Annotated in this window: 30 protein-coding genes and 1 tRNA gene; 13 read left to right on the top strand and 18 right to left on the bottom strand. The window is 62.2% G+C overall.

Going from position 1 to position 24,499, the window contains the following annotated elements; genetic code table 11:
- Nucleotides 1-197: 197 nt before the first annotated feature.
- The 10 genes from SS05631_RS06690 to SS05631_RS30910 form a co-directional block, all read right to left on the bottom strand.
- On the bottom strand, nucleotides 198-560 hold the full coding sequence (locus SS05631_RS06690) for a response regulator (protein ID WP_037421750.1): 363 nt from the start codon (nucleotides 558-560) through the stop codon (nucleotides 198-200).
- Nucleotides 561-575: 15 nt separating this feature from the next.
- On the bottom strand, nucleotides 576-1,568 hold the full coding sequence (locus SS05631_RS06695; protein WP_037422183.1) for a sensor histidine kinase: 993 nt from the start codon (nucleotides 1,566-1,568) through the stop codon (nucleotides 576-578).
- Nucleotides 1,569-1,657: 89 nt separating this feature from the next.
- Entirely contained in the window at nucleotides 1,658-1,960 is a 303-nt protein-coding gene (locus SS05631_RS06700) for a hypothetical protein (RefSeq protein ID WP_037421753.1), read from the bottom strand.
- A gap of 49 nt (nucleotides 1,961-2,009) precedes the next feature.
- The gene (locus tag SS05631_RS06705; RefSeq protein ID WP_037421756.1) at nucleotides 2,010-2,192 is read right to left on the bottom strand and encodes a hypothetical protein; all 183 of its coding nucleotides are present in this window, start codon (nucleotides 2,190-2,192) and stop codon (nucleotides 2,010-2,012) included.
- A gap of 107 nt (nucleotides 2,193-2,299) precedes the next feature.
- Nucleotides 2,300-2,560, bottom strand: coding sequence for a hypothetical protein (locus SS05631_RS06710; RefSeq protein ID WP_037421758.1), 261 nt, complete (start codon nucleotides 2,558-2,560; stop codon nucleotides 2,300-2,302).
- 28 nt (nucleotides 2,561-2,588) lie between these two features.
- Nucleotides 2,589-2,978 (bottom strand): hypothetical protein, encoded by a 390-nt coding sequence (locus tag SS05631_RS06715; RefSeq protein WP_157213178.1) that lies wholly within the window; start codon nucleotides 2,976-2,978, stop codon nucleotides 2,589-2,591.
- 53 nt (nucleotides 2,979-3,031) lie between these two features.
- Nucleotides 3,032-3,343 (bottom strand): hypothetical protein, encoded by a 312-nt coding sequence (locus tag SS05631_RS06720; protein ID WP_037421763.1) that lies wholly within the window; start codon nucleotides 3,341-3,343, stop codon nucleotides 3,032-3,034.
- Nucleotides 3,344-3,400: 57 nt separating this feature from the next.
- Nucleotides 3,401-3,886 carry a hypothetical protein gene (locus SS05631_RS30905; RefSeq protein ID WP_050988292.1) on the bottom strand — a complete coding sequence of 162 codons (486 nt, stop codon included), beginning with the start codon at nucleotides 3,884-3,886 and terminating at the stop codon, nucleotides 3,401-3,403.
- A complete protein-coding gene (locus SS05631_RS06735; RefSeq protein ID WP_172900170.1) occupies nucleotides 3,883-4,107 on the bottom strand; it encodes a helix-turn-helix transcriptional regulator in 225 nt (74 codons plus the stop codon). Before SS05631_RS06735 ends, SS05631_RS30905 begins: the two co-directional genes overlap by 4 nt.
- Nucleotides 4,108-4,172: 65 nt before the next feature.
- On the bottom strand, nucleotides 4,173-4,550 hold the full coding sequence (locus SS05631_RS30910) for a hypothetical protein (RefSeq protein ID WP_157213179.1): 378 nt from the start codon (nucleotides 4,548-4,550) through the stop codon (nucleotides 4,173-4,175).
- 12 nt (nucleotides 4,551-4,562) lie between these two features.
- Between SS05631_RS30910 and SS05631_RS06745 the strand changes: the two genes are divergently transcribed.
- The 3 genes from SS05631_RS06745 (at nucleotide 4,563) to SS05631_RS06755 (ending at nucleotide 5,779) form a co-directional block, all read left to right on the top strand.
- Nucleotides 4,563-4,832, top strand: a complete 270-nt coding sequence (locus tag SS05631_RS06745) for an HNH endonuclease signature motif containing protein (protein ID WP_037421770.1) — start codon at nucleotides 4,563-4,565, stop codon at nucleotides 4,830-4,832.
- Nucleotides 4,833-5,030: 198 nt separating this feature from the next.
- Entirely contained in the window at nucleotides 5,031-5,321 is a 291-nt protein-coding gene (locus SS05631_RS06750; protein WP_083854149.1) for a hypothetical protein, read from the top strand.
- 143 nt (nucleotides 5,322-5,464) lie between these two features.
- Entirely contained in the window at nucleotides 5,465-5,779 is a 315-nt protein-coding gene (locus SS05631_RS06755; RefSeq protein ID WP_037421773.1) for a hypothetical protein, read from the top strand.
- Between the two features lie 21 nt (nucleotides 5,780-5,800).
- Here the strand turns inward: SS05631_RS06755 and SS05631_RS06760 are convergent, their stop codons facing one another.
- A complete protein-coding gene (locus tag SS05631_RS06760; protein WP_037421775.1) occupies nucleotides 5,801-6,154 on the bottom strand; it encodes a hypothetical protein in 354 nt (117 codons plus the stop codon).
- A 300-nt stretch (nucleotides 6,155-6,454) separates the two neighbouring features.
- Nucleotides 6,455-6,530: transfer RNA gene (locus SS05631_RS06765), tRNA-Lys, on the bottom strand.
- A 218-nt stretch (nucleotides 6,531-6,748) separates the two neighbouring features.
- Here SS05631_RS06765 and SS05631_RS06770 point away from each other — a divergent pair.
- Together SS05631_RS06770 and SS05631_RS06775 are read left to right on the top strand one after the other, a co-directional pair.
- On the top strand, nucleotides 6,749-7,495 hold the full coding sequence (locus SS05631_RS06770; protein ID WP_037421778.1) for a cytochrome c biogenesis CcdA family protein: 747 nt from the start codon (nucleotides 6,749-6,751) through the stop codon (nucleotides 7,493-7,495).
- A gap of 29 nt (nucleotides 7,496-7,524) precedes the next feature.
- A complete protein-coding gene (locus SS05631_RS06775) occupies nucleotides 7,525-8,487 on the top strand; it encodes an AEC family transporter (RefSeq protein WP_037421781.1) in 963 nt (320 codons plus the stop codon).
- On the opposite strand, the gene SS05631_RS06780 is transcribed toward SS05631_RS06775, so the two are convergent.
- Nucleotides 8,455-9,666: a UbiH/UbiF family hydroxylase gene (locus tag SS05631_RS06780; protein ID WP_037421784.1), complete on the bottom strand. Its 1,212-nt coding sequence runs from the start codon at nucleotides 9,664-9,666 to the stop codon at nucleotides 8,455-8,457. The two genes, SS05631_RS06775 and SS05631_RS06780, sit on opposite strands and share 33 nt — an antisense overlap.
- Nucleotides 9,667-9,940: 274 nt before the next feature.
- Here SS05631_RS06780 and pcsA point away from each other — a divergent pair, with 274 nt between their 5' ends.
- The 8 genes from pcsA (at nucleotide 9,941) to SS05631_RS06820 (ending at nucleotide 18,939) form a co-directional block, all read left to right on the top strand.
- The gene (pcsA, locus tag SS05631_RS06785; protein WP_037421787.1) at nucleotides 9,941-10,666 is read left to right on the top strand and encodes a phosphatidylcholine synthase; all 726 of its coding nucleotides are present in this window, start codon (nucleotides 9,941-9,943) and stop codon (nucleotides 10,664-10,666) included.
- A 9-nt stretch (nucleotides 10,667-10,675) separates the two neighbouring features.
- Nucleotides 10,676-11,653, top strand: coding sequence for a quinone oxidoreductase (locus tag SS05631_RS06790; RefSeq protein ID WP_037422196.1), 978 nt, complete (start codon nucleotides 10,676-10,678; stop codon nucleotides 11,651-11,653).
- Between the two features lie 46 nt (nucleotides 11,654-11,699).
- Nucleotides 11,700-13,274, top strand: coding sequence for an ABC transporter ATP-binding protein (locus tag SS05631_RS06795; protein ID WP_037421789.1), 1,575 nt, complete (start codon nucleotides 11,700-11,702; stop codon nucleotides 13,272-13,274).
- Complete coding sequence (locus SS05631_RS06800; protein ID WP_037421791.1) at nucleotides 13,264-14,358, top strand: ABC transporter permease; 1,095 nt, start codon at nucleotides 13,264-13,266, stop codon at nucleotides 14,356-14,358. The genes SS05631_RS06795 and SS05631_RS06800 overlap by 11 nt, the downstream gene beginning before the upstream one ends.
- Nucleotides 14,358-15,278 carry an ABC transporter permease gene (locus tag SS05631_RS06805; RefSeq protein WP_037421794.1) on the top strand — a complete coding sequence of 307 codons (921 nt, stop codon included), beginning with the start codon at nucleotides 14,358-14,360 and terminating at the stop codon, nucleotides 15,276-15,278. The genes SS05631_RS06800 and SS05631_RS06805 overlap by 1 nt, the downstream gene beginning before the upstream one ends.
- A 44-nt stretch (nucleotides 15,279-15,322) precedes the next feature.
- Complete coding sequence (locus SS05631_RS06810; RefSeq protein ID WP_037422198.1) at nucleotides 15,323-16,393, top strand: BMP family ABC transporter substrate-binding protein; 1,071 nt, start codon at nucleotides 15,323-15,325, stop codon at nucleotides 16,391-16,393.
- A 255-nt stretch (nucleotides 16,394-16,648) separates the two neighbouring features.
- A complete protein-coding gene (locus tag SS05631_RS06815; protein ID WP_037421797.1) occupies nucleotides 16,649-17,401 on the top strand; it encodes a FadR/GntR family transcriptional regulator in 753 nt (250 codons plus the stop codon).
- A 242-nt stretch (nucleotides 17,402-17,643) separates the two neighbouring features.
- On the top strand, nucleotides 17,644-18,939 hold the full coding sequence (locus SS05631_RS06820; RefSeq protein WP_037421799.1) for a hemolysin family protein: 1,296 nt from the start codon (nucleotides 17,644-17,646) through the stop codon (nucleotides 18,937-18,939).
- 29 nt (nucleotides 18,940-18,968) lie between these two features.
- On the opposite strand, the gene glp is transcribed toward SS05631_RS06820, so the two are convergent.
- The 5 genes from glp to SS05631_RS06845 are packed head-to-tail and all read right to left on the bottom strand — an operon-like array spanning nucleotide 18,969 to nucleotide 24,432.
- A complete protein-coding gene (glp, locus tag SS05631_RS06825) occupies nucleotides 18,969-20,189 on the bottom strand; it encodes a gephyrin-like molybdotransferase Glp (protein WP_037421802.1) in 1,221 nt (406 codons plus the stop codon).
- A complete protein-coding gene (moaC, locus tag SS05631_RS06830; protein ID WP_037421805.1) occupies nucleotides 20,189-20,683 on the bottom strand; it encodes a cyclic pyranopterin monophosphate synthase MoaC in 495 nt (164 codons plus the stop codon). Before moaC ends, glp begins: the two co-directional genes overlap by 1 nt.
- Nucleotides 20,683-21,498, bottom strand: coding sequence for an indole-3-glycerol phosphate synthase TrpC (trpC, locus tag SS05631_RS06835; protein WP_037421808.1), 816 nt, complete (start codon nucleotides 21,496-21,498; stop codon nucleotides 20,683-20,685). Before trpC ends, moaC begins: the two co-directional genes overlap by 1 nt.
- Before the next feature lie 9 nt (nucleotides 21,499-21,507).
- The gene (gene trpD, locus SS05631_RS06840) at nucleotides 21,508-22,521 is read right to left on the bottom strand and encodes an anthranilate phosphoribosyltransferase (RefSeq protein WP_037421810.1); all 1,014 of its coding nucleotides are present in this window, start codon (nucleotides 22,519-22,521) and stop codon (nucleotides 21,508-21,510) included.
- Nucleotides 22,522-22,539: 18 nt separating this feature from the next.
- Nucleotides 22,540-24,432, bottom strand: a complete 1,893-nt coding sequence (locus SS05631_RS06845; RefSeq protein WP_037421812.1) for a peptidylprolyl isomerase — start codon at nucleotides 24,430-24,432, stop codon at nucleotides 22,540-22,542.
- Nucleotides 24,433-24,499: the final 67 nt, after the last annotated feature.

The raw sequence follows: 24,499 nt of genomic DNA on the forward strand, positions 1-24,499 counted from the left end.
GAAGCGCGGGCATTAGCTCCGTGGTCAGGGGTTTGCCAGCCGCGCGGGCTTACGCGCTCCCTTCTGTGTCGCGGACCAGTCATTCATGTGCAACGAGCTGCCAGGTGCCTACTGCGGGCGTGCCGTCCCTTCGATAAGCGGAAAAACCTTCCACATGCTTAGTTGGGCTGCTCCTCACAAGCGGCCACAGTTCCCCATCAGCGGCCGGATCGGACCACTTGCTCAAGGACTGTAAGTAGGCGGCGCCCTTCGGTCGGCTTGCCCACGTTGGGTGCTCCGGCCAGGACCTCGCCGCCGATAAGCTCCGGTCTGCTATAGGCGCTTGCCACGACGAACGGAACGTTTTGGGCGCGCAGCGCCTCCGCGACCTCCGCCACCGAGCCGTCCCTGAGGGTTACATCGAGAATTGCCACGGTGGGCAATCCGTCGCCCAATAGCCCGAGCGCCTCCTTGACCGTCGCCGCCGGTCCGAGCACGCTCCAGCCGCACCGCTCGAGCAGCAGCTTGAGATCGATGGCGATCAGGAACTCGTCCTCCACGATAAGCACGGTCTTGCGCAAGAGACGGCCTCGATGTCATGAGACCGATTCTAACGGGGCGACGATCTCGACTCTCAAACCCGCCGGTGCATAGTTCAGTTCCACCCGTCCGCCCAATTCGCGGTTGACAGCGAACTCGATGAGCTGCGTGCCGAACCCGGAAGAGGCCGGCGGCGCAACCGAGGGGCCGCCGGCCTCTTGCCAGACCAGCCGTAGACTTGGGGCGCTCGCTTCCGCGACCTCCCAGCGGACGCGAACCTGTCCCTCGGGTATCGACAGCGCGCCATATTTAATCGCATTGGTCGCGAGTTCGTGCAGGATCAGGCTCAGCGACATGATTTGCCCTGACGCGAGAGACACCGCAGGCCCCAATTCGACGAGAACCCCGGTCGGCGAATAGGGCTCAAGCGTTCGCTGAAGCACCTCCTGAAGATCAGCCGCCCCCTCTTGCGAGTAAGCCGCATCGTGGGCCTGCACGAGCGCATTGAACCGGCCGAGGAAAGCATCGCGGTATTCCACGCCAGAGCGGCCCGCGGCCGTGGTCTGGCGGGCGATTGCCTGGACCAAACCGAGCAGGTTCTTCATGCGATGCCGCAGTTCGCCCAGGAGCACATCCTTCTCGGCCTCATGCTGGCGTCGCTCCGTAGCGTCCACAATTGAGAGCAGCAAGGTGCGGCTGTTGTTGTCGGGATGGAATAGCCGGTGCGCACTGACGAGCATCGTCCGCCGACCGATGCTCGGAAAGTCGTGCTCCACCTCATAGTCCACCACCGCCGTGGTCTTCGGAATTACCTCTTCGAGCAGGCGGCGCAGCTCGGGGATGTCCCATTGCCCGTCGCCGAGATCGTAGATGTGCTGCCCGATTGTCTCGTCGCGGTCGACTTTGAAGGTCGTAAAGAAGGCCCGGCTGGCGGACAGGACGCACAGGTTCTGGTCAAGCACAAGCAAGGGGTCGGGGACTGTGTCGATTATGCCTTGCGCTTCGACATGGCCATTACGCAACAGGCGATAGAGATCTTCCAGATTCATCACCATTCCCCCCGCTCAATTTTCTCAGGACATAATAATGCGCACGCTACGGGCCTTGTTCCTGATGAAAGACGACAGAGTTTCCACCACTAGAGCGGCAAGTCGTTCGGCCACTCCTTCCCATCAAGCGCGATTTTCAACGTTTTTATGACGTCGGCCGCGTCGATCAGGACGTCCCTGATCTCCTCCAGTGATAGGTCGCCGGCGCGACCCGCAGCCACATGGAGGTCAATCACTACATCCTTCGCGCGATTGCTGCCTGGTATGCCGGTCTGCTCGCGCAAGTCGCGGATCGTGGCGACGGAACGATCGAGAAGCCGCTTTACGATGAACCTATCTGCTTCATTCGCAGCTCTGATCAGCTCCGTGATGAAATCGGTGGTGAGGCTCATTGGTCACACGCCTACTGAGTGAGGATGGCAATCTGTTGTGCCGCGGTGGCTACATTGCCCCACCAGTAACCGGATTCACCTCTGGCTTCTCACTCGTGTCTTTGGCCCCTGGCGGTTGAAAAGTCGGCGGCGCGATCGACTGCTCGTCGGGGTGCTTCTTTCGATTGGCCGGCTGGTGAACGTCTTTAGGCTTTCGCTGCTCCGACTTCGCGTTGGTGTCTTTGGTGGCCATAATGGATCTCCTCTCGAAGAGAACGGCGGCGAGCGGACGCGGTTCCGCAACAGCGTGCCTAGATACATTGCGTCGTCGAGGTTCGCATCTATCGCTTTCTTGGGCGGTCAATGCACCGACGGCTCTTCGTCGTCTAGAAACGACCGGATCCCATCGCGGGCTACGGTCGCCAGGAACTCGTCGAAAGCGTCCCGATCCGTCGCGAATGGCTCCTCCCATTCGATCAGGTCCTCGGCTTGTGTGACAATCTCCATTTTCCAGTCGTTATTCGTGCCGGCCGGCCTGAAGATGTCGACCAGAACGGTGACACCGTCCTCCGTGAACTCGCCGGAGAGCTCGGAGTGTTCATGCTTGGGCTTCTTGGGCATAGGTATCTCCAGTTCCGTCGGCTACACCCTACACCTTCGGCGCCACTGAAGGGCATTCAAACCAGAATTCATACAAAGGTTTTTGGAGAAGATAGCCTCGCGTGATCTTGCAGCCTGCACGGCCGCTATTCACGAGGTGCTGCTGCGCGGCGGCCTCGAGCTTTTGCTCCGGCGTCATCGTATCGGCCAGACCGAGCGTTGCGCCTTGAGCCGCGCCAATCGCCACGGTGGTGCCGAGGCTCGGCGCGACCATGAGTGAGTTGTCGGTCTTATGGTCGTAAACGCGGTAGGTATCGTCCGCCATCTTCACGTGATGCACCGGAAATTTGTAGGTGTTCATGCGCGACATGCTTTCCGTCGTTGCGCATGCGGAGAGGGTCGCGGCGATGCTTGCCCCGGCGATGATCTTAAGAGTCACGAGTCGCCCCTAAATTGTTGCCGGTGAGAATGTTGCTCGACTTTAGGTGGTGGTCAAGACGGGGTGACGTCCGCGGAGTTCCTGGCGCGGCGCCGTGATTTCTTCCATTCCCCCAGTCTTTCGTCGCCATCAGGCGCCGTCGCAGCGAAGCCGGCGGTGATGCCGAAGTATCCGTTGTAGAACTTTCGAACGAGCGGCACGGGCCGACCGTCGTGCAGAGGGTCGACGCGAGGGAATCCCTTGCGCTCCAGTTGCGGAATGACCGTCTTCACCCACATCGAGGCGCGTTCCTTACCGACGATCGCCACAGCCAGTTGCTGGTCTGTGGCGAAGAGCGGAAGTTGGGAAAGAAGATCGATTGTCATTGGCGGCGCCTGCGCTTTTTCTGCGCGAGCTGATGTAGCGAATGTTGGAGCCGCACATCAGACAGAAATCCCTTCACATTCACAGCGCGCCCCTGAGAGCTCGTGGGCATGGCCCGCTGAGCCTGCCAAATGTCGAGCAGGTCGCTCTCGCTGAAAAAATACTGCCGACCGACCATAGAGCACGAGCCGAGATCTCGGCCGAGCTTGATCATCGTGCGACGAGACACGCTGCTTGAGATCGAATGGAATGTCCTCGGCGTTTTGCGTAAGCAACGTGCACATTTTCTGGCGCGCGTGAGCAAACCCGATTTCGTAGAATACGTTTGGGTTCCGACCGGTCAGATCAGCTATGATGAAATCAGCAGCGTCGATCTGGCGGTAGATGCGCTCGAGCATCGTCTCGCTGTAGATTTGCTCGTCAACGCGCTCGGCAACGACGCCTTTCTCTTCAGCTAGCTTTTGGATTCCCAGCTTATATATGTCGTCGAATTCGGGCGCGAACGGCATCAGCACGAACGCGAAAGGCTTCACGAGGGTGGTCATTTCTTTTTCATCCTCACACCCGCACCTTCGCCGTTCTCGGGTACGAAGATCACGCCAGCTTGCTCTAGCGCAATTCGAATGTCATCCACCGTTCGCTCTTTGAGCTCTTCTCCAGCCTCGAAGCGAGACACAGTTGCGGGTGCGACCTTCGCCAACGCGGCGAGCTCCCGCACGCCCAAGCCCAAAGCTACTCGCGCCATCTTGCACTGAACGGGTAACATTTTTAGAACTATGCTCTTATTTTGTGTTGACGTTATAAAAACGCAGCGGTATTAGTACTGTGTACTCAATTTAGAGCAAATTGGCAACGAGGAGCCTGCAAATGACCGTTCACATGCGTACGGAATTGTTCAAACCCAACAGAACTTCCTTGCCGCGCCGGTTGGTCGGCAGAAGACCGAACAGCTTCGCTAATCATGAGTACGCTTTCGAGTTTGAAATCGGCCAGCCAGTAATTCTGCTCTGCACGAATGAGCTGGCCGTAATTGTCGGCCGCACACAGATAATCGGGTGCTTGGACGAATATACGATCGAGATTGTCGACGCGGACTGCGCTCCACTCGACCGCGTCCAGGCGCACCAGATTACCGATGCAACGCTGCTGACATGAGATGCCCGAGCGACTCGCCGCGATGCGGCACTCGCCGATAACGGCAGCGACCATTTGGAGGCAGCGATGGACACGCGCGCTGGAAGGTATTTCAGGTGGCTTCTGTTCTGGCAGCAGCAAGGCCGATGCTGTTACTGCGGCGAGTACGTGGTGCTGACATATCGACCATACGACGCTGCGCGGCCATATGCGGCTACACTGGAACACCTGCATCGCCGCGCCGATGGCGGCACGGGCCATCCATCTAATCTGGCCATGGCATGCAAGCGCTGCAACAATACGCGCGGCCCCATTGACTGGCTGAGCTACGCGTCCTGGCGACGCGACGAGTTTTAAGAACACAGAGCGCCCTTGCCACCACCAGCCGCCAAGCTGCCGGCTCACCACCGGATCAACGCGCTCCCGGCGACGGTTCACACTGGCGCCAGCCCCTTGCTCTTCGTGGCGAGTGGCCTTTTCCGTGATGCAGACACCCATTCATCGGCAGTTCAGCCTCCACGGCGCAATCTCATCAGCACCGAGGAGGATACCTTCATGAGTAAGTTCTTATCGGCCCTCACAGCCGCAGTCTTGACTGCGTCTTTCGCCGTGCCATCAAGCGCCGCGCCGATCTTCGCCTCGAAACTTGAGCACGTGCAGATGGGCGCGGTTGAGCAGGTCAGACAGCGGCGCAATTGGCGAGAGAACTATTGGAACAGGCGGGACGCTTGGCGCTCATGCCGTCATTACGGCAGGTGCTTCCCCCGCTATGACTACAGCCAGAGCTATCGCGACGATTACCGCTATAACCATCGACCGGGCGTCAATATTTACTTGAATTTCTAGCGACTGCTGGGCGGTTGCCCCTTCCTTGAACTCCAATGGGTGCTTTGTTTTTCCGCCTCGCTACGAACTAACCCATTTGGGCAGCTTTTGCTGGCGCGATCTGCCATTTACCCTCATGACGCGAAACTTGGCGGAGAGCGGGCATGCGTTACCGCCCACACCGGGGCCGTCCGCAGAAACGGTCTGTATTGTCCTATCCTGGCCTGCTGATCGGCGCGCTGGCCGTCGGTGCAGCCGGGGGCATGACTGCGGGCGACCTTCTTGCCTCACTGAATGGCGGTTCTGCTGGATCCTGCGACATTAAAGGAAACGTCAGCGTCGACACCGGCGAGCGGATCTTCCATGTACCTGGGCAGAGATATTACTCGCAAACGAAGATCAGCCAGCAATACGGGGAGCGCTGGTTCTGCTCCGAATTCGAGGCTTGGGCGGCCGGGTGGCGGAAGTCGAAGGTGTGAGGCGATGCCGTCCATTGATGACTATTGCAGATCGGACAACCTGCTGGTGATCGTGAACTTAAGCCCAGTGTTCGGATCAAAACTGACGTCCTCAACCGCGAAGATTGCCACGTAGCTCTGTCTCGTGAATCCTGAGACCGTGCCCAACTGATCGCGATGGACGGTGTCGTTGGTAAGAATAACCAGCTTCTCGTCTTGAATTGCTTGGACGTATTCCTGAATTTTGGTGAGGCTCGGTCCATTCACTACTGGCTTGAAAGGATCGTGATAGTGCGGCCAGTTCTCCTTCGCCCAGTGACTGTGCACGCACGGCAGCTCTTTCCCGTCCACAGTCGCGAACCATGAGCCTCGACTGCCCTTAGCTTTCTTCGGCATCACGCAAACCCTCCCGCATTTTGGTAGCGCCGTTCCTATCTCAAGGGTGCCGACAGGCTAAGGGCGGACATTGCATTCCTGAATTTCCCTTTGGCGCAACACCGCGCACAATCAGCATGTGGTTTGCCGGGGAATGAAGCTTACCAGGGCAGCCGAGGCACCAATCAAAACCTGGCCACCGTGTGCCATGTGCCAATCATGTGCCGCAAAAGCCGGAAATGTGCCGTAAATATTGTAATTCTCGATTACAGGGTAAAACTAGAAAAATCACGCAAAGCATTGATTCTGCTGGTACTTCCATGGTGAGCGCGCAGGGATTCGAACCCTGGACCTACTGATTAAAAGTCAGTTGCTCTACCGGCTGAGCTACGCGCTCCCAGGCCCGGCTTGTCAAGCCCGGCGGAAGTGGGCGGACATATGCACGCGAGCTTCGCGCCGGTCAACCGAAAAATTGCGCCGGACCAGGAGTCTGGCCCATTCCCGGTGACGGCGCTGCCGAAGACGCGGTGCGGCAAAATGATCGCCGAAAGGTGATTGGTGTCGCAGTATACATGCGGGTAAGAAGGCCACCAACCGTGTGCCGGAGTTCCGAATTTGTCGATTGCCGATGTCTCCATCTGGACCGCCGTTCTTGCCGGCGCTCTGTCCTTTCTTTCACCCTGCGTCCTGCCGCTCGTCCCGCCCTATCTCTGCTACATGGCCGGCGTATCGGTCGATCAGTTCCGCGGCGGCGATGCCGCGACGGTCGGCAGCACGCGGCGCGCCGTGCTGTCGGCGGCTCTGTTCTTCACGCTCGGCTTCGCGACGGTCTTCGTGGCGCTCGGGGCAGGGGCCTCCTCGATCGGCCTCCTACTCAGGCAATATATCGATCTCCTCTCACGCATCGGCGGCATCATCATCATCGTCATGGGGCTGCACTTCCTGGGTGTTTTCCGCATCGGGCTGCTTGCCCGCGAGGCGCGCTTTCACGGCGGCGGCAAGCCGGCGACGCTGTCGGGAGCCTATATCATGGGGCTCGCCTTCGCCTTCGGCTGGACGCCCTGCATCGGCCCAGTGCTCGGCACCATCCTCGGCGTCGCGGCGGCGCGCGAAACGGTCGGCGACGGGGCGATGCTGCTCGCCATCTATTCGCTCGGCCTTGCCGTACCGTTCTGGATCGCCGCCGGCTTTTCCGGCGCATTCATGCGCTTCCTCATGCGTTTCCGCCGGCACCTCGGCCTCGTCGAGAAGCTGATGGGCGCGCTTCTCGTCCTCGCCGGCCTTGCCTTCCTCTTCGGCTTCATCAGCTCGGTTGCGATCTGGTTCCAGCAGACCTTCCCGATCCTGTCGCAAATCGGCTAAGCAAAGCCGGTGCCGGATCGGAGGGAAGAATGGCGGACATTGCGGGCCTGGTGCTGCCGTTCTTCGGGCTCATCTTCCTCGGCTATCTGACGGCGCGTTTCGTCGAGCACCCCGGCGAGGCGATGGGCTGGCTGAACACCTTTATCGTCTATCTGGCGCTGCCGGCCCTCTTCTTCAAACTTGTGTCGCGCACGCCCGTGGAAGAGCTGACGCGCGCCGACTTCGTCCTCACCAGCGTCGGGACGACCTATGTCGTCTTCGTGCTGATCTTTATCATCGGAGTGTTCCTGCGCCGAAGCACGATCGCGGGGGCGACCATCCAGGGCTTTGCCGGGGCCTATGGCAATATCGGCTACATGGGGCCCGGTCTGGCGCTGCTCGCCTTCGGGGAAGCGGCCGCTGTGCCGGTGGCGCTCATCTTCTGCTTCGAAAATGCGGCGCATTTCACCGTCGCTCCGGCGATGATGGCGTTTGCCGGCGGACGCAGGCAGAAGCCGGTATCGCTCGTCCTCGGCATCGCGCGCCGGATCGTTCTTCACCCGTTCATCCTGTCGACCTTCGCCGGGGTGGCGGCCGCCTTCCTGGCGATCGAGCCGCCGGCACCGCTGCAGCGATTGATCGATTACCTTGCTCAGGCGGCCGCTCCATGCGCGCTGTTCGCGATGGGCGTGACGCTGGCGCTTCGGCCGCTGAAGCGCATTCCCGTCGAGATCGGCTACATCGTTCCGGCGAAGCTCGTGCTTCACCCAGTGCTCATGTATCTGGCGTTGAGTCTTGCCGGCAGCTACGACCCCGTGTGGATGCAGACGGCGGTGCTGCTCGCCGCCCTGCCGACCGCCACCAACGTCTTCGTGATCGGCCATCAATACGGGATCTGGCAGGAGCGGGCCTCCGCGACCATCCTGATCACCACACTGTTTTCCGTCGCGACCGTGACCGGATTGCTCTACCTCATCCGATCAGGCGCGCTGCCGGCCGACCTTTTCCCATAAGCTTTCCTTGAGCGAGCGCAGCGCGCTGCCCGGATGGATGCCTTCGCGCATCAAGAGGCCGCGGAGCGGACCGGCCGAGGCGATGAATTGCAGGCCCACCGCCCTGAGCGCCTGGATGGGCAGGAAATCCGAGAGCAGCGATCGGTTGAGCAGGTCGACGCTTGCGGTTCGGCTGACGATGTCCATGCGCCGGCGGCCGTCGAATCGGTCTCCGATATCTGCCGTCAGTTGCCCGCCGGCTGGGCGGCCGACGAGTTCGACCAGCGTCATCACGTCCCGGAGACTGAGATTGAGCCCCTGGGCGCCGATCGGCGGGAAGGCATGTGCGGCTTCGCCGACAAGTGCGGTGCGTCCCTTGCCGAAGCGGCGGGCGGTCATGCCGGAGAGCGGAAAGGATTGCGGCGCCCCTTCGGCCGTCACTTTCCCGAGAATTGACTGCATACGGTCCTCGATGGTGCGCGACAGGGCATCCCTCGGAAGTTTCAGGGTCTCCTCCGCGTCGCGCGGCCTTTGGACCCAGACGAGGCTCGAGCGGTTGCCCGGCAGCGGCACCTGTGTGAACGGTCCGCTTTCGGTGTGGAACTCCGTCGATATCTCCTGGTGCGAAAGCTCATGGCCGAAGTTCAGCACCACCGCAGTTTGCGGATAGGACCAGGTGAAGGTCTCTATGCCCGCCGCCTCGCGAACCGCAGAGCGCCGGCCATCGGCGCCGACGACAAGATCCGCGGCAATCGTTCGCCCGTCCTCGAGGCCGATCCGCGCTTCGACTTCGCCGATGTCGAAGGTCATGGCTGAGGCGGTTATCCGCTCGAGCGTCGCCAGGCTCGCTTCGTGCCTCTCCAGGATTTCGAGGAAAGGGGCATTTGGAGTGTTGTAGCCGAAGGCGTCGAGCCCGACCTCGGCAGCACGGAAATTGACCGGCGGTGCGCGCAGGAGCCGCCTGGTTCCGTCGATGATGTGAATGGCGACGAGCGGCGCCGTCAGCGGTTCGACCTCGTCCCACAGGCGAAGTCCCTTGAGGTACTCGATCGATTGGTCCATTAGGGCCGTGGTACGTCCGTCGGCGATCACCGGTCTCGGCCCAACAAGCGCCACCCGGTGGCCGTCGCGGGCGAGTGCGATCGCCGCGAGCGAGCCGGCAAGTCCTGCGCCGATGATGGCGATGTCATAATGTTGCATGGCCGTCGCTTTCCCGGGCGGTTGTCCGCCTTGATGTCGATACCGCAATCTCTTGTAGCCCCTTAGCTCATTGAAATAAATGGGATGAAACGGCGCAGACGCGTTTGCCGCGTGTCCACAGGACAATGCCGCTTGAGGGTTGACGAAGGTGAATTTTGCTGGCGATGCCTCGCAAAGGGTGCATATTAGCCGCCGAGTGCCGTCGATCGCGGGTCAGCGGCGGTCTGGCGACGGCGCGAAAAGACGAACCGAAGGGAATGGGCGGCAGTCGCAGATGAAATTCTTCAACTACAGACGCGTTCCCTACGCTGAAATCCGCGCCTTTTCCGTGCATATCCTCACGGCGTCCGGCTCCTTCCTGGCCTTTCTCGGCGTCGTGGCGGCTGCGGAGCATCGTTTCATCGACATGTTCTGGTGGCTGGGGCTGGCGCTGCTCGTCGACGGCATCGACGGCCCGATCGCGCGCAAGGTGCAGGTCAAGGAAGTTCTGCCGAACTGGTCGGGCGATACCCTCGACAACGTCATCGACTACGTTACCTATGTGCTGCTTCCCGCCTTCGCGCTTTACCAGAGCGGCATGATCGGCGAACCCTGGTCCTTCGTGGCAGCCGGCGCCATCGTCGTGTCGAGCGCCATCTACTATGCCGATATGGGCATGAAGACGGATGAGTATTTCTTCTCCGGGTTCCCGGTGGTCTGGAACATGGTCGTCTTCACGCTGTTTGTCATCCAGGCGAGCGAAGTCACTGCATCGATTGTTGTTTTCCTTTCCGTCGTGCTGACCTTTTTGCCCATCAACTTCCTGCATCCGGTGCGGGTGAAAAGGTTGCGACCGCTCAATCTCGGCGTCTTCCTCGTCTGGTCGGTGCTCGGCATGTACGCCTTGCTGCTGCATTTCGAGACGCCGCCCTGGGTGGCCCTTGGCGTGGTGGCGACGGGGATCTATCTCTACGTCATCGGATTCGTTCTGCAGATTTTTCCCAATCTCGGCCGCGTATAGGAGTTGTTCATGCCACAGGCGATCGTCGTTCGCGAACTCGGCGGACCGGAAGTGCTGAAGATGGAGGGCGTGACGCTTGCCGCGCCCGGACCAGGCGAAGTGCAGATCCGGCAGGTCGCCATCGGCCTCAACTTCATCGACGTCTATTTCCGGACCGGTCTCTACAAGTCGGCAACCGGCCTGCCCTTCATTCCGGGCAAGGAGGGCGCCGGCATCGTGACCGCCGTCGGCGACGGTGTCGGCATGTTTTCCGTCGGTGACCGCGTCGCCTATGCTTCGGCCGATGGCGCCTATGCAAGCGAACGCAATGTCGACGCTTCGCAGCTTGTCAAGGTCCCGGACGGAATCAGCCTCGAGACCGCAGCGGCGATGATGCTGAAGGGCATGACAGCGCAATATCTGCTTAACCAGACCTTCAAGGTTGGGCCCGAGACGACCTTGCTGTTTCACGCGGCTGCCGGCGGCGTCGGGCTGATTGCCGGACAGTGGGCGAAGGCGCTTGGCGCGACCGTCATCGGCACGGCCGGATCGCAGGACAAGATCGATCTGGCGCTTGCACATGGCTACGATCATGTCATCAACTATCGAACGGAGAATTTCGTCTCACGCGTGAGGGAACTGACCGGCGGCAAGGGCGTCGATGTCGTCTACGACTCGGTCGGCCGCGACACCTATCCGGCCTCGCTCGACTGCCTGAAGCCGCGCGGCCTGTGGGTCAGTTTCGGCAATTCCTCCGGACCGGTGGATGCGTTCAATATCGGCATTCTGGCGCAGAAAGGGGCGCTCTACGCGACCCGTCCGACGCTTTTCACCTATGTCGCGGCCCGGCCGGCGCTGGAGGCATGTGCAAACTCCTTGTTTGATGTTGTGCAAAGCAACAAAGTGCGTATCAATATCAATCAGACCTATCCGCTCGCCGAGGCCGGCCGAGCGCATACGGATCTTGAAACAAGAAAAACGAGTGGAACGACATTGCTGATTCCCTGACCTGTTTAAGCAGCAGGGGATTCGAAAGAGGGGAAAAGAGGGCAGCGTGCCTGTTACGGGACAAATTGCGAGCGGCCCGCTGCTGGCCGTGAGCAACCTGACGAAGTTGTTCGGCTCCTTCGCGGCCTGCAATGCGATCAATCTGCACATAGAACCCGGAGAAATTCACGCGCTTCTCGGCGAGAACGGGGCGGGGAAATCGACCCTGGTGAAGATGCTGTTCGGCGTCCTTGCGCCGACCGCCGGCGAGATCTCGTGGATGGGCGACACTGTCCGGATCTCCAGCCCCGGTGACGCGCGCAAGCTCGGCATCGGCATGGTCTTTCAGCATTTCTCACTCTTCGAGGCGCTGACGGTCGCCGAAAACATCGCGCTTTCGATGGATCGCAGCATCTCGCTTGCACGGGTTGCCGAAGAGGCGGCGCGGCTGTCGCGCCTCTACGGGCTGCCGCTCGATCCGAGCGCGCATGTCGCCGATCTTTCGGTCGGCGAACGGCAGCGCATTGAGATCGTGCGCGCGCTGCTTCAGAACCCGCAGCTGATCATCCTCGACGAGCCGACCTCGGTGCTGACCCCGCAGGAGGCGGACCGGCTGTTCGAGACACTGTTGAAGCTGAAGGCGGAAGGCCGCTCGGTGCTCTATATCTCCCACCGTCTCGAGGAGGTGCAGCGCATCTGCGACCGCGCCACCGTCTTGCGGCACGGCAAGGTCACCGGCGCCTGCGACCCGCGCGCCGAGACGCCGGCCTCGCTGGCGCGCATGATGGTCGGCAACGATGTGGCCGTGGTGACGCCGGAGGGCACGAGCACCAGGGGCGACGTCCAACTCGAAGCCCGCGACCTTTCCGTCGCGGCGCGCACGCCCTTCGCGGTCTCGCTCAAGAACGTCTCGCTCAAGGTGAGGGCCGGCGAGGTGCTGGCGATCGCGGGCGTTGCCGGCAACGGCCAGAGCGAGCTTTTCGACGCGCTTTCGGGTGAGTATCCGGTGGCCGACGACAGTGCCGTGCAAATTCGCCAGAGGCCGGTTGGGACCAAGAATATCAATGCCCGACGGTTGATGGGCGCCGGCTTCGTGCCGGAGGAGCGGCATGGGCATGCGGCGGTCTCCTCGCTCTCGCTTTCCGACAATCTCGTGCTGGCGCGCAACCAGTCCGACAAGCGCGCCTTTCTCGGCGGCGGTTTCCTGAAGATCATCCGACAGGGCGCGGTGAAAGCCGCAGCCAAACGCATTTCCGAGGCGATGGACGTGCGCAAGAGCGGCGAGGATCCGCCGGCGGGCTCGCTTTCGGGCGGCAACCTGCAAAAGTTCATCGTCGGCCGCGAACTCGACCGGCAGCCGGCGGTGCTCATCGTCAACCAGCCCACCTGGGGCGTCGACGCTGGGGCGGCGAGCCGCATCCGCCAGGCGCTCGTCGACCTCGCCAAGGCGGGCTCCGCCGTGCTGGTGATCAGCCAGGATCTCGACGAGATCTTCGAGGTGGCTACCGAAATCGCCGTCATCAGCGAGGGAAGGCTCTCCGAGCCCTATCCGGCCCGGGAACTCTCGCGCGAGAAGATCGGCCTCCTGATGGGCGGCATGCATGGCAAGACGTTAGGTGCGGGAGCGGCACATGCGCATTGAGCTCGAAAGGCGTCCCAAGGTCTCGGCGCTGTTTTCCATCCTGTCTCCCTTCATCGCCTTTGCGCTGACCATCGTCTTCGGCGGCATCATGTTCGCGCTGCTCGGCAAGAACCCGGTCGCGGCCCTCTACAGCTTCTTTGTCGAGCCGCTGAGCGAGGTCTGGTCGCTGCACGAATTGGCGATCAAGGCCGCGCCGCTGATCCTGATCGGCGTCGGCCTCTCCGTCTGCTTCCGCTCCAACAACTGGAATATCGGTGCCGAAGGTCAGTTCATGATGGGGGCGATCGCCGGCTCCATTCTTCCGGTGGTCTTCTATGATTGGCAGTCGCCACTCGTCCTTCCGCTGATGCTGCTGCTCGGCATGATCGGTGGCGCGCTCTTCGCGGGGATCCCGGCCTTCCTCAAGGCCCATATGAACACCAACGAGATCCTGACGAGCCTGATGCTGGTCTATGTCGCCCAGCTCTTCCTCGACTGGCTCGTGCGCGGCCCCTGGCGCAACCCGCAGGGCATGAACTTTCCGGAAACCCGCAGCTTCGGGGTAGAGGCCATCCTTCCCGAAATGATCGCTTCCGGCCGTACGCATTGGGGATTTGCCCTTGCGATCCTTGCGGCGCTCGCGGTCTGGTTCATGATGCGCTACACGCTGCGCGGCTTCGAGATCACCGTCCTCGGCCAGTCGGAGCGGGCAGGGCGCTTCGCCGGCTTCTCGTCACGCAAGATGATCTGGTTCTCGATGCTCTTTTCGGGCGCGCTTGCCGGCCTCGCCGGCATATCGGAGGTCAGCGGCGCGATCCAGCAGCTGAGGCCGGTCATCTCTCCCGGTTACGGCTTCACGGCGATCATCGTCGCATTCCTCGGAAGGCTCAACCCGCTCGGCATCATCGCTGCCGGTCTTGTGCTCGCTCTTACCTATCTCGGCGGCGAGGCGGCGCAGCTTTCGATCGGCGTCTCCGACAAGGTGACCCGCGTCTTCCAGGGGTTGCTCTTGTTCTTCGTGCTGTCCTGCGACACGCTCATTCACTACCGCATCCGGCTCGTCCGCGAGAGATTTGCGGCGCTCAAGACGGATGAGGCGCACTGATGGGTATCGTCGAAGCAATCCTCCTGAGCGTCATTACCGCGGCGACGCCGCTCGTCCTTGCCGCTGCCGGCGAACTGGTCGCCGAACGGTCGGGCGTGCTCAATCTCGGCGTCGAGGGGATGATGGTCATGGGCGCGGTCTGCGCCTTCGCCGCCACGCAGCTCAGCGGCTCGCCCTATGTCGGGGTGCTTGCCGGTGTAGCGGCCGGCGCGTTGTTCTCGCTGCTCTTCGGCGTCCTGACGCTGACGCTCGTCGCCAATCAGGTGGCGACCGGTCTTGCGCTGACGCTGCTGGGTCTCGGCGTCTCCGGCATGCTGGGCGAGAGTTTCCTCGGCATGCAGGGCATCAAGCTGCAGCCGATCGCCGTTCCGCTGCTTTCCGATGTGCCGTTTATCGGACCGCTTCTCTTCCGCCAGGACGCAATCTTCTATCTCTCGATCGCGATCGTCGCGGGCATCCACTGGTTCCTCTTCAGGACCCGTTCGGGACTGAAGCTGCGCGCGGTGGGCGACAGCCACGGCTCGGCGCACGCTCTTGGCGTCGACGTCATCCGCACCCGTTACCTGGCGGTGCTTTTCGGCGGTGCCTGCGCCGGGCTTGCCGGCGCGCAGCTGTCGCTCGTCTATACGCCGCAATGGGTCGAGAACATGTCGGCCGGCCGTGGCTGGATCGCGCTTGCGCTGGTGGTCTTCGCGTCATGGCGCCCTTGGCGGGTGGTTGCCGGCGGCTATCTGTTCGGGGCCGTGTCGATCAGCCAGCTACATGCCCAGGCCTTCGGGATCGGTATCCCGTCGCAGTTCCTTTCCTCGCTTCCCTATGTGGCGACAATTGTCGTACTCATTCTCATATCCCACAACCGGCGCATGACCCTGATCAATACGCCGGCATCGCTCGGCAAACCGTTTGTGCCGGACCGGTGAACAACAACAACCAGACGGAATTCTCAAACCGACAGAGGTCAAAAATGAAAAAACTACTCCTCGCCCTCGCAACCACGACTGCGGTGCTCGGCTTCGCTTCAGCCGCGGGCGCCCAGGAAAAGGCCAAGATCTGCTTCGTCTACGTGGGCTCGAAGACCGATGGCGGCTGGACGCAGGCGCATGACATCGGCCGCCAGCAGGTCGAAAAGGAACTGGGAGACAAGGTCGAAACACAGTTTCTGGAAAACGTTCCGGAAGGGCCGGATGCGGAACGCGCCATCGAGCGCCTGGCACGGTCCGGCTGCGGTCTGATCTTCACCACGTCCTTCGGCTTCATGGACGCGACGATCAAGATCGCCCAGAAGTTCCCGGATGTGAAGTTCGAGCACGCAACCGGCTACAAGACCGCGCCGAACGTCGCGACCTATAACAGCCGCTTCTACGAAGGCCGCTACATCCAGGGCCAGATCGCCGCCAAGATGTCTCAGAAGGGCGTTGCCGGCTACATCGCCTCCTTCCCGATTCCGGAAGTGGTGATGGGCATCAACTCCTTCGTCATCGGCGCCCGCTCGGTCAATCCGGAGTTCAAGATCAAGGTCGTCTGGGCGAACACCTGGTTCGACCCGGGTAAGGAGGCTGACGCCGCCAAGGCGCTCATCGACCAGGGCGTCGACATCCTGACCCAGCACACCGATACCACCGCTCCGATGCAGGTTGCGGCCGAACGCGGCATCAAGGCCTTCGGCCAGGCCTCCGATATGATCGCCGCCGGGCCGCAGACGCAGCTGACGGCGATCGTCGACACCTGGGGCGCCTATTACGTCAAGCGCACCCAAGCCTTCCTCGACGGCAAGTGGGAAACGACTTCCAGCTGGGACGGTCTGAAGGACGGAATCCTGACGATGGCGCCCTACACGAACATGCCCGATGACGTGAAGGCGATGGCGGAAGCGACGGAAGCCAAGATCAAGTCCGGCGAGCTGAAGCCGTTTACCGGTCCGCTGAACAAGCAGGACGGCACGCCGTGGCTCAAGGAAGGCGAATCTTCCGACGACGCCACGCTCCTCGGCATGAACTTCTACGTCGAAGGCGTCGACGACAAGCTGCCGCAATAGGGCGGGAAGGACATCCGCATTCGAACCATCTGCAAACCCCGCGCCAAGGCCGCGGGGTTTGTTCTTGCGGGGATATCCAATATTGGGGCGTCGGATCGCGCCGGCGGCCGGCCGCAGTTTCTTCGTCGCACTTTCGGGAATCGTATATTCGATCTACTGTTATACAAAGCTTCTCCTCTCGGAAGGAGAAGCGGCGACGACATGAAAAGAATGGCGCCTGCCCGCAGCAGGAGGGCACTCTGGAGGGGGACGGGGTTGAAGAGCCTGCTTGATACGGTGATATCCAAGACGCCGAAACGAACGAGCCATGCACAGGTCGTGGATCAACTCGGCAAGGCGATCGTTTCGGGGGAGTTTCCGGTCGGCAGCATTCTGCCCGGCGATCCTGAACTGGCCCTCCGCTTCCGTGTGTCGCGCACTGTCTTGCGCGAGGCGATGAAGACGCTTGCGGCGAAGGGGATGGTCGTTCCGCGTGCCCGCATTGGGACGCGCGTGACACCCAGGAAAGACTGGAATCTGTTCGATGCGGATATCCTCACCTGGCATTTTGCCTGTGGGGTGGACGAGGATTTCCTCTATCACCTGAGCGAGGTTCGCCTCGCCTTCGAGACGCACGCCGCCGCCCTGGCTGCGCGCAACGCGAGCGACGCCGAAATCGCCACGATGATGCGGCTGGCAGTCGCCATGGGGGATGCCAGTCACACGGCAGAAACCCTCGCTGTCGCCGACCTGAAATTCCACCTCGCAGTCCTAGAAGCGTCCGGCAATCCGTTCCTCAGAACGGTCGGCGGCCTGATCGAGGCGGCTCTCGTCGGCGTCTTCAAGTTGAGTTCCCCGACGGACGAGAAGGGCGGCATAGACGAGGTGGCCCGCAACCACATCCGCATCGTCGAGGAGATCGGCAGAAGGGACGAGCTCAAGGCGCGGCAGGCGATGGAATACGTCATCACATATGGTCGCAATCGAATCCAGAAGGCCTTCAATCCGGACCAGAGCGCCAAAATCTGAGATAGCCCGGCGCCTCTGCAACCGTCGCTGTGTGCTCAGACGATACAGATCGCCGGACTGGCCTTGCCCGCACAGTCGGCCTGGCCTATCTGAGACGGCAGTCGTCTCATCTGGCGACCTACCTACAGCGCCACACGTCTTATCAGACGCGTAAAGGTCGCTGTAGCACTTTGAATTGCTGCATGTCTCCTTAAATCGAGGTCGATTTAAGGAGACATGCAGTAGAGCGGTGAACGGAGCCTATGTCCGAGCTTTTTGTCATTTTTCTTCTGCTTTTGATCAACGCCTTCTTCGCGCTCTCGGAAATGGCAATCGTTTCGGCAAGCAAACCCTTGCTGCGTCAGATGGTGAAGCAGGGAAACCATGGCGCGGAAGCCGCCCTGAGGCTTGCCGAGGAGCCTGGAAAATTCCTGTCCACCGTTCAGGTCGGCATAACCCTCGTCGGCATCCTGGCCGGCGCCTATGGCGGCGCGACTATCGCAGCGAAGCTCGCACCGACCCTGGACCAGATCGCCTGGATCCACCCCTATGGCAACACCGTTGCCGTCGCCCTCGTCGTCACGCTCATCACCTTTCTGTCGGTGGTGATCGGAGAACTGATTCCGAAGCAGCTCGCGCTCAGGAATTCTGAAGGCCTGGCGATTTTCGTCGCGCGGCCGATGACCCTGCTGTCGCGGATAGCCGCGCCGGTCGTGTATCTTTTTGAGACCGCCGCTCGCCTGGCGATGCGGCTGATGGGCATGAAGGCGGAGGACCCAGATCACGTCACCGAAGAGGAAGTGCATGCGATCATGGCGGAAGGCGTGGAGAGCGGCGCGATCGAGAAAAGCGAACACGAAATGCTACGGCGCATTATCCGTCTCGGCGATAGGAACGTCAAATCGATCATGACGCACCGCACCGAGGTCAGCTTCATCGACGTCAATGACAGCATGGAGACGATCGGCCGCAAGATTCGGCAGTTCGGCCATTCCCGTTATCCAGTCATCGATGGTCCGGCGGGCGACGTGATCGGAGCGGTGCTGGCCAAGGAGATACTGAACGCCACGGTCGCGGCACCCTTCGATATCCGCAATTATGTCCGCGACATTCTGACCCTTCCGGAGACGGCTTCCTGCCTGAAGGCCCTCGAAGCTTTCAAGGCCTCCAGCGTCAACATGGCGATGATCGTCGACGAGTACGGCAGCACCGAAGGCATCATCACGACTGCCGATATCCTGGAGGCGATCGTCGGCGTCATCCCGTCCAACTACGACGATATCGAGCACGCCCATATCCGAGCCCGCGAGGACGGCAGCTACCTTGTCGACGGCCGAACGCCGATCGACGAGATCCACCTGCAGATCGGCATTGAGGGGATAGACAGCGACGGCGATTTCGAAACCATTGCCGGTTTTCTGGTGCAGCAGTTGCGCAAGACGCCGGAGGAGGGCGACTGCGCCGAGGCGCACGGCTACCGCTTCGAAGTGCTCGACATGGATGGCCGCCGCATCGACAAGATCCTCGTCAGCCGCCGTGCCGAGGAGCACCCGGCCTGAGATTATACGCCCAAACGTCCGGCAAGGGCTTAGGCGGGATCCCGGAGCTTGAGAACGGTGCAGGGGTCACCCGCTCCCGCGGCCGGTGTTTGCGGCGGGCGAACGATGAGGCCGTCCGACTGTGCGAAGACCTTGGTCATCGACGAGTCCTGGCGTTGGAAGGGGTGCGCCATGAGCGAGCCGTCCGGCTTGCTGGAGAGGCGCGCGCGAACATAGTCCTGGCGGCGGTCGTTGGCGGGCAGCGGTGCGCCGAGCTTCGCCGATGCCAGTCGAGAGCGGTCGGGAAGATGTGCGAGCTTGCGCGTCAACGGTTCCAGGAAGAGCAAGGCGCAGACGAGGCTCGAGACCGGATTGCCGGGCAGGCCGAGCACCGGCATGCCGGCGAGGTCTCCGACCATCAGCGGCTTTCCCGGCCGCATGGCGATGCGCCAGAAATCGAGCGTCATGCCACAGGCTAGGAGCGTCGATTGGACGAGATCATGGTCTCCAACCGAGGCTCCGCCGAGCGTGACGAGTACGTCGGCTCGCGCCGCCTGCGCTTGCGCGACGGCAGCGGCAATCGCCTGCCGGTCGTCGCGGGCGATGCCGAGATCCAGTATATCCGCGCCATTTTCGCGAGCGATCGCCGCGACGCCAAAGCTGTTCGAGGCGATGATCTGGTCTGCGCCTGGCGAACTGCCGGGCGGCAGCAATTCGTCGCCAGTGGCAAGAATTGCGACCTTCGGGCGCAGGAAGACCGGCAGGCTCGGGTGATTCATGCTCGCCGCAAGCGTCAACCGGCCGGCGTCGAGCACGCTTCCGGCAGAAAGTGTGATTTCGCCCCGCTCGAAGTCCTGGCCTGCCAGACGGATATGCCGGCCCTTCGCCGGCGCGAACAGGGTGCGGATGCGATTGCCCTCGAGGCGCTCGGTGTCTTCCTGCAGGATGACTGTATCGGCACCGGCCGCGAGCGGCGCGCCGGTAAAAATGCGCACTGCCTCGCCCGGTCCAACCCGGCCCTGAAATCCACGTCCTGCCGCCGATTGCCCTATGACCGATAGTTCGGCGCCGACAGCGGCGATATCCTCATGGCGGACGGCGTAGCCATCCATGGCGGAATTGTCGAAGGGAGGGTGGGTGAGCAGCGCGTTCGTGTCCTCGGCAAGCACGCGGCCGAGGCAATCATGCAGTGCAAGCCGCTCGGTCTCCGGCCGGGGTTGGGTCTGGGCGAGGACCCTTCTGAGCGCCTCTTCGACCGGGAGCAGCGACATCAGCCCGGGTCTCCATCCCGGCGATAGTCGCCGGATCGCCCGCCCGATTTGCTGACGAGGCGAATGCCGCCGATCTCCATCTCGCGGTCCGCAGCCTTTGCCATGTCGTAGATCGTCAGGCAGGCAATGCCCACCGCGGTCAGCGCCTCCATCTCGACGCCCGTCCGCCCCTTGAGCTTCGCCATCGCCTCGACGCGCAAGCCGGGGAGGGCGTCGTCGGGGAGGATATCGACCGAAACCTTCGTCAGCATCAGCGGGTGGCAGAGCGGAATGAGGTTTGACGTCTGCTTGGCGGCCATGATGCCGGCGAGCCGGGCCGTGCCGATGACGTCGCCCTTCTTGGCATTGCCTTCGAGGATCAACGCCAGCGTCTCCGGGTGCATCCGGACGAAGCCTTCGGCGACGGCAACACGCACGGTCTCCGCCTTGTCGCCGACATCGACCATATGGGCTTCGCCGGCGCTGTCGATATGGGTGAGGCGCGGGCCGCTCATCACTCGGCTGCCAGAGCGCTTCGGGAACCGGTCAACAGCGCGCGCGTTGCCGCCCCCACGTCGTCCTTCCGCATCAGGCTTTCCCCGACGAGGAAGGTGGTGATACCGCACTTTTCGAGGCGCCTGCAGTCCTCGTGGGTGAAGATGCCGCTTTCGCCGACCAGCAGCCTATCGGCCGGCACCATCGGTGCGAGCTGTTCCGAAACGGCGAGATCGACCTCGAAGGTCCTCAAGTTGCGATTGTTGATCCCGATAAGGGGAGACGAGAGACGCAGCGCTCGTTCCATTTCCTCCGCATCATGCACTTCGACGAGCACGTCCATCCCGAGCGCCGCTGCGGCGTCCTCGAGACGATGCGCATCCTCGTCGGTGAGCGATGCCATGATCAATAGGATACAGTCCGCCCCCCAGGCGCGCGCCTCGAAGACCTGGTAGGTATCGAACATGAAGTCCTTGCGCAGCGCCGGCAGCGAACAGGCGGCCCGCGCCGCCTCCAGAAATTCCGGGGCGCCCTGAAAGCTCGGCGTATCCGTCAGGACCGAGAGGCAGGCAGCACCGCCCGCCGCATAGGCTTTCGCCAGCGCCGGCGGATCGAAGTCCGGGCGAATCAGTCCCTTCGATGGACTGGCCTTCTTGATCTCGGCGATCAATCCGAACTCGCCCTTCTGCCGGCGCGCCGCAAGCGCGGCGTGAAAGCCGCGCGGCGGCGACTGGTCGGCGATCCGCGCCCTCAGCTCGTCGAGTGGAACTCGCGATTTCGCGGCAGCGATCTCCTCGCGCTTGTAAGCCTCGATCTTGCGCAGAATGTCCGTCATGTCTTCTCCTTAGACGGCGTTGGAGACGGTGATCAGCCGCTGCAGGGCGGTCTTGGCAGCGCCGCTCGAAAGCGCTTGGCGCGCGACCTCCATGCCTTCGGCGAGATCCTTGGCGCGTCCGGCTATCATCAACGAAGCGGCGGCGTTCGCAAGGGAAATGTCCCGGTAGGCATTCTCCTCGCCATCGAGCACCGCCTGCAATGCGGCCGCGTTATGCGCTCCGTCGCCTCCCTTCAAGGCATCGAGCGTGGTGCCCGCCAGACCGAAGTCTGCCGGCGTCAACTCGAAACTGCGGATCTTTCCGTCCTTCAGCTCGGCAACCTTGGTCACGCCCGTCGTGGTGATCTCGTCCAGTCCCTCGCCGTGTACGACCCAGATGCTCTCGGAGCCGAGATCGCGCAGGACTTCCGCGAGCGGATCGACCCACTGCGGCGCATAGACGCCGACGAGCTGCCGTTTGACGCCGGCCGGGTTGGAGAGCGGGCCTAAAAGATTGAAGATCGTTCTCGTGCCGAGCTCGACGCGGGTCGGTCCCACATGGCGCATCGCCGAATGATGCTGCTGGGCGAACATGAAGCCGACGCCCGCTTCGCGAATGCAGCGGGCAATCGCTTCCGGGCCGATGTCGAGCTTGACGCCGAGGCAGGAGAGCGCGTCGGCTGTTCCGGATTTCGAACTCAAGGCCCGATTGCCGTGCTTGGCGACCGGCACGCCGGCGCCGGCGACGATCAGCGACGCCAGTGTCGATATGTTGTAGGTCCCGGCACCGTCGCCTCCCGTTCCGACGATGTCGATCGCGTCCTCGGGCGCCTCGACCGGGAGCATGCGCGCCCGCATCGCGCCGACGGCGCCGACGATCTCGTCGACGGTCTCGCCGCGCACGCGCAGCGCCATGAGGAAACCGCCGATCTGCGACGGTGTGGCGGCTCCGGACATGATGATCTCGAAGGCCGCGCGGGCGTCTTCGCGGCTGAGGGCCTCGCGCGCGGCAACTTTTGCGACGAACGGCTTCAAATCACTCATGCGTTTGTTCCTCGTCCGTCAGCGTTGCGACAATGCCTGCTCGGCAAGCGTCTGATTGATCGATACGCCATAGACCGACTGCAGTGTCGAGACCATCTGATCGAGGATGTCGTCGCCGCTCGCGCGGGCGATCGCTTCGATCTGGCGGCTATCGTTGTCGAGGGCGTTGGCGGGAGCACTGTCGTCGACGACCATCACTTGCATGAGGATCTGGCCTTCGCCGCCCATGCCGGCTGCATTGGCGACATGTCCATTAGGCCCCGCAAAGGCCGCCGCAATGGCGGCCTGGCTCAGAGCGGCGTCCTGGGTGGACCGGCTCAACCCGGTCTTCGTTTCGACGACGAGGCCGAGTTCGCTCGCAATGTCCGCGAACTTCGCGCCCTTCTTGACCCGATCCTTCAATTCGGTCGCTTTGGCGGCCAGCGCCACTCGCTGCTGTTCGGCCGTCCAATCGGCAGCCACCTCGTCGCGAACCTCGTCGAGGGTGCGGTCGCGGGCAGGGATCACCTCTTCGAGGTCGAACCAGGCATAGCCGTCGCGGCCGATATGGACGGCCAGCGTCTCGAGGCCGACTTCAGCCTTGAACACTTCCTGGAGAAGTGTGCGTTGCTCCGGCAGGCCGGTCACGTCGTCGCCATTCTGGTCCTTGCCGGTGGCGTCGATCGCCTCGACGGTTGCGAGCTTGAGTTTCAGCTGGTCGGCGACCTCCTTGACGGTCGCGCCGGCGGCCCTTTCGTCCTCGACCTTATCATGCAGGCCGACGAGCTGGTCGCGTGCGACCGAGAGGGCGATCTCCTTGCGCAACTCCTCCTTGACTTCATCGAAGCTGCGAACGGCTTCCTGGCGAATATTGGTGACGCGCAGGATGACGGGGCCGAAAGCGCCTTCGACCACGGGTGTCACGCCGCCGTCCATTGCGACAGCGAAGGCTGCTTCGGCGACTTTCTGGTCGGGCATCTGCTCCTTGGTGAAGTCACCGAGGAGGACGTCTGCCGCACTCTTGCCTTCGCCCTTGACGAGATCGTCGAAGGAAGTGCCGGCCGTGAGCTTGGCAGCAGCGGCGTCGGCGGCTTCGCGGGACGGGAAGGCGATCTGCTCGATTGTTCTCGTCGCCGGCGTGCGGAAGCTTTCCTTGCGCTTTTCGTAGTCGGCGCGCAACTCTTCCTCCGTGACCGCATCGGTGGCAACCAGGTCCTCCGGCTCGAGCTTGATGTAGCTGAACTTCCGATATTCAGGAGCGCGATAGTTCGCCTTGTGGCTCTCGAACCAGGGAGCGAGCACATCGTCGCCCGGCGCCTTGACCGGATCGATATTCGCGTTCGAGAGCAGCAGATAGTCGATCGTGCGGGTTTCATGCCTGTATTTGCCGACGGCGTCGACCAAGACCGCGGGGGCCGCGAACCCGTCCGAGAGCGCATCGACGATCTGCGAGCGGACCGCCACCTGGCTGCGATTCTTGATGTAGTCCTGCTCCGTCAGGCCGGCGTTGCGCAGCACGCTCGAGAAGGTCAGTCGGTCGAATTGGCCGTTCGCCCCATGAAAGGCGGGGTCCTCGCCGATGAGTCTCGCGAGCCGGTCTTCGGAGAGGCCGAGATTCATGTCTTCGGCGAGCTGGTCGAGAGCGGCGCCCGCGACGAGCTGCGAGTAGACCTGCGCCTCAACGCCGAATGCGCGGGCCTGCTGGCGTGTGAGAGGCGTTCCAAGCTGCCGCGAAAGCAGGCTCAATTGACGCTCATAGGCAAGCCGATAGTCGCTGGCGGTGACCTTCACGTCTCCGACCGTTACCACCGCATCGGACGTGCCGGTAACCATCAAGGTCTGTCCGCCCCACACCATGAATGAGAGGATGAGAATGGCCAGGAGGCCTTTGACGATCCGCGTCTGGGCGGCGTTTCTCAGGGAGTCGAGCATGGGGGGCAGAAACCTCGTTCAGTGCAGCGGCCTTACGCCGAATGATTTCGTTCCTTAGAACAATCCA

The sequence above is a fragment of the Sinorhizobium sp. CCBAU 05631 genome, from assembly GCF_002288505.1.
GTDB classification, from domain to species: Bacteria; Pseudomonadota; Alphaproteobacteria; order Rhizobiales; family Rhizobiaceae; genus Sinorhizobium; species Sinorhizobium fredii_C.

Coding starts and splice junctions, on each gene's coding strand:
- SS05631_RS06710 (WP_037421758.1), bottom strand. CDS start 2,560: ATGCCCAAGAAGCCCAAGCATGAACACTCCGAGCTCTCCGGCGAGTTC.
- glp (WP_037421802.1), bottom strand. CDS start 20,189: ATGTCGCTGCTCCCGGTCGAAGAGGCGCTCAGAAGGGTCCTCGCCCAG.
- SS05631_RS30905 (WP_050988292.1), bottom strand. CDS start 3,886: ATGACCACCCTCGTGAAGCCTTTCGCGTTCGTGCTGATGCCGTTCGCG.
- moaC (WP_037421805.1), bottom strand. CDS start 20,683: ATGAGCGGCCCGCGCCTCACCCATATCGACAGCGCCGGCGAAGCCCAT.
- SS05631_RS06845 (WP_037421812.1), bottom strand. CDS start 24,432: ATGCTCGACTCCCTGAGAAACGCCGCCCAGACGCGGATCGTCAAAGGC.
- SS05631_RS06805 (WP_037421794.1), top strand. CDS start 14,358: ATGGGTATCGTCGAAGCAATCCTCCTGAGCGTCATTACCGCGGCGACG.
- SS05631_RS06790 (WP_037422196.1), top strand. CDS start 10,676: ATGCCACAGGCGATCGTCGTTCGCGAACTCGGCGGACCGGAAGTGCTG.
- SS05631_RS06810 (WP_037422198.1), top strand. CDS start 15,323: ATGAAAAAACTACTCCTCGCCCTCGCAACCACGACTGCGGTGCTCGGC.
- trpD (WP_037421810.1), bottom strand. CDS start 22,521: ATGAGTGATTTGAAGCCGTTCGTCGCAAAAGTTGCCGCGCGCGAGGCC.
- SS05631_RS06780 (WP_037421784.1), bottom strand. CDS start 9,666: ATGCAACATTATGACATCGCCATCATCGGCGCAGGACTTGCCGGCTCG.
- SS05631_RS06735 (WP_172900170.1), bottom strand. CDS start 4,107: ATGTTACCCGTTCAGTGCAAGATGGCGCGAGTAGCTTTGGGCTTGGGC.
- SS05631_RS06720 (WP_037421763.1), bottom strand. CDS start 3,343: ATGACAATCGATCTTCTTTCCCAACTTCCGCTCTTCGCCACAGACCAG.
- pcsA (WP_037421787.1), top strand. CDS start 9,941: ATGAAATTCTTCAACTACAGACGCGTTCCCTACGCTGAAATCCGCGCC.
- SS05631_RS06755 (WP_037421773.1), top strand. CDS start 5,465: ATGCGTTACCGCCCACACCGGGGCCGTCCGCAGAAACGGTCTGTATTG.
- SS05631_RS30910 (WP_157213179.1), bottom strand. CDS start 4,550: ATGGTCGCTGCCGTTATCGGCGAGTGCCGCATCGCGGCGAGTCGCTCG.
- trpC (WP_037421808.1), bottom strand. CDS start 21,498: ATGACGGACATTCTGCGCAAGATCGAGGCTTACAAGCGCGAGGAGATC.
- SS05631_RS06700 (WP_037421753.1), bottom strand. CDS start 1,960: ATGAGCCTCACCACCGATTTCATCACGGAGCTGATCAGAGCTGCGAAT.
- SS05631_RS06695 (WP_037422183.1), bottom strand. CDS start 1,568: ATGAATCTGGAAGATCTCTATCGCCTGTTGCGTAATGGCCATGTCGAA.
- SS05631_RS06760 (WP_037421775.1), bottom strand. CDS start 6,154: ATGCCGAAGAAAGCTAAGGGCAGTCGAGGCTCATGGTTCGCGACTGTG.
- SS05631_RS06820 (WP_037421799.1), top strand. CDS start 17,644: ATGTCCGAGCTTTTTGTCATTTTTCTTCTGCTTTTGATCAACGCCTTC.
- SS05631_RS06750 (WP_083854149.1), top strand. CDS start 5,031: ATGAGTAAGTTCTTATCGGCCCTCACAGCCGCAGTCTTGACTGCGTCT.
- SS05631_RS06745 (WP_037421770.1), top strand. CDS start 4,563: ATGGACACGCGCGCTGGAAGGTATTTCAGGTGGCTTCTGTTCTGGCAG.
- SS05631_RS06705 (WP_037421756.1), bottom strand. CDS start 2,192: ATGGCCACCAAAGACACCAACGCGAAGTCGGAGCAGCGAAAGCCTAAA.
- SS05631_RS06775 (WP_037421781.1), top strand. CDS start 7,525: ATGGCGGACATTGCGGGCCTGGTGCTGCCGTTCTTCGGGCTCATCTTC.
- SS05631_RS06800 (WP_037421791.1), top strand. CDS start 13,264: ATGCGCATTGAGCTCGAAAGGCGTCCCAAGGTCTCGGCGCTGTTTTCC.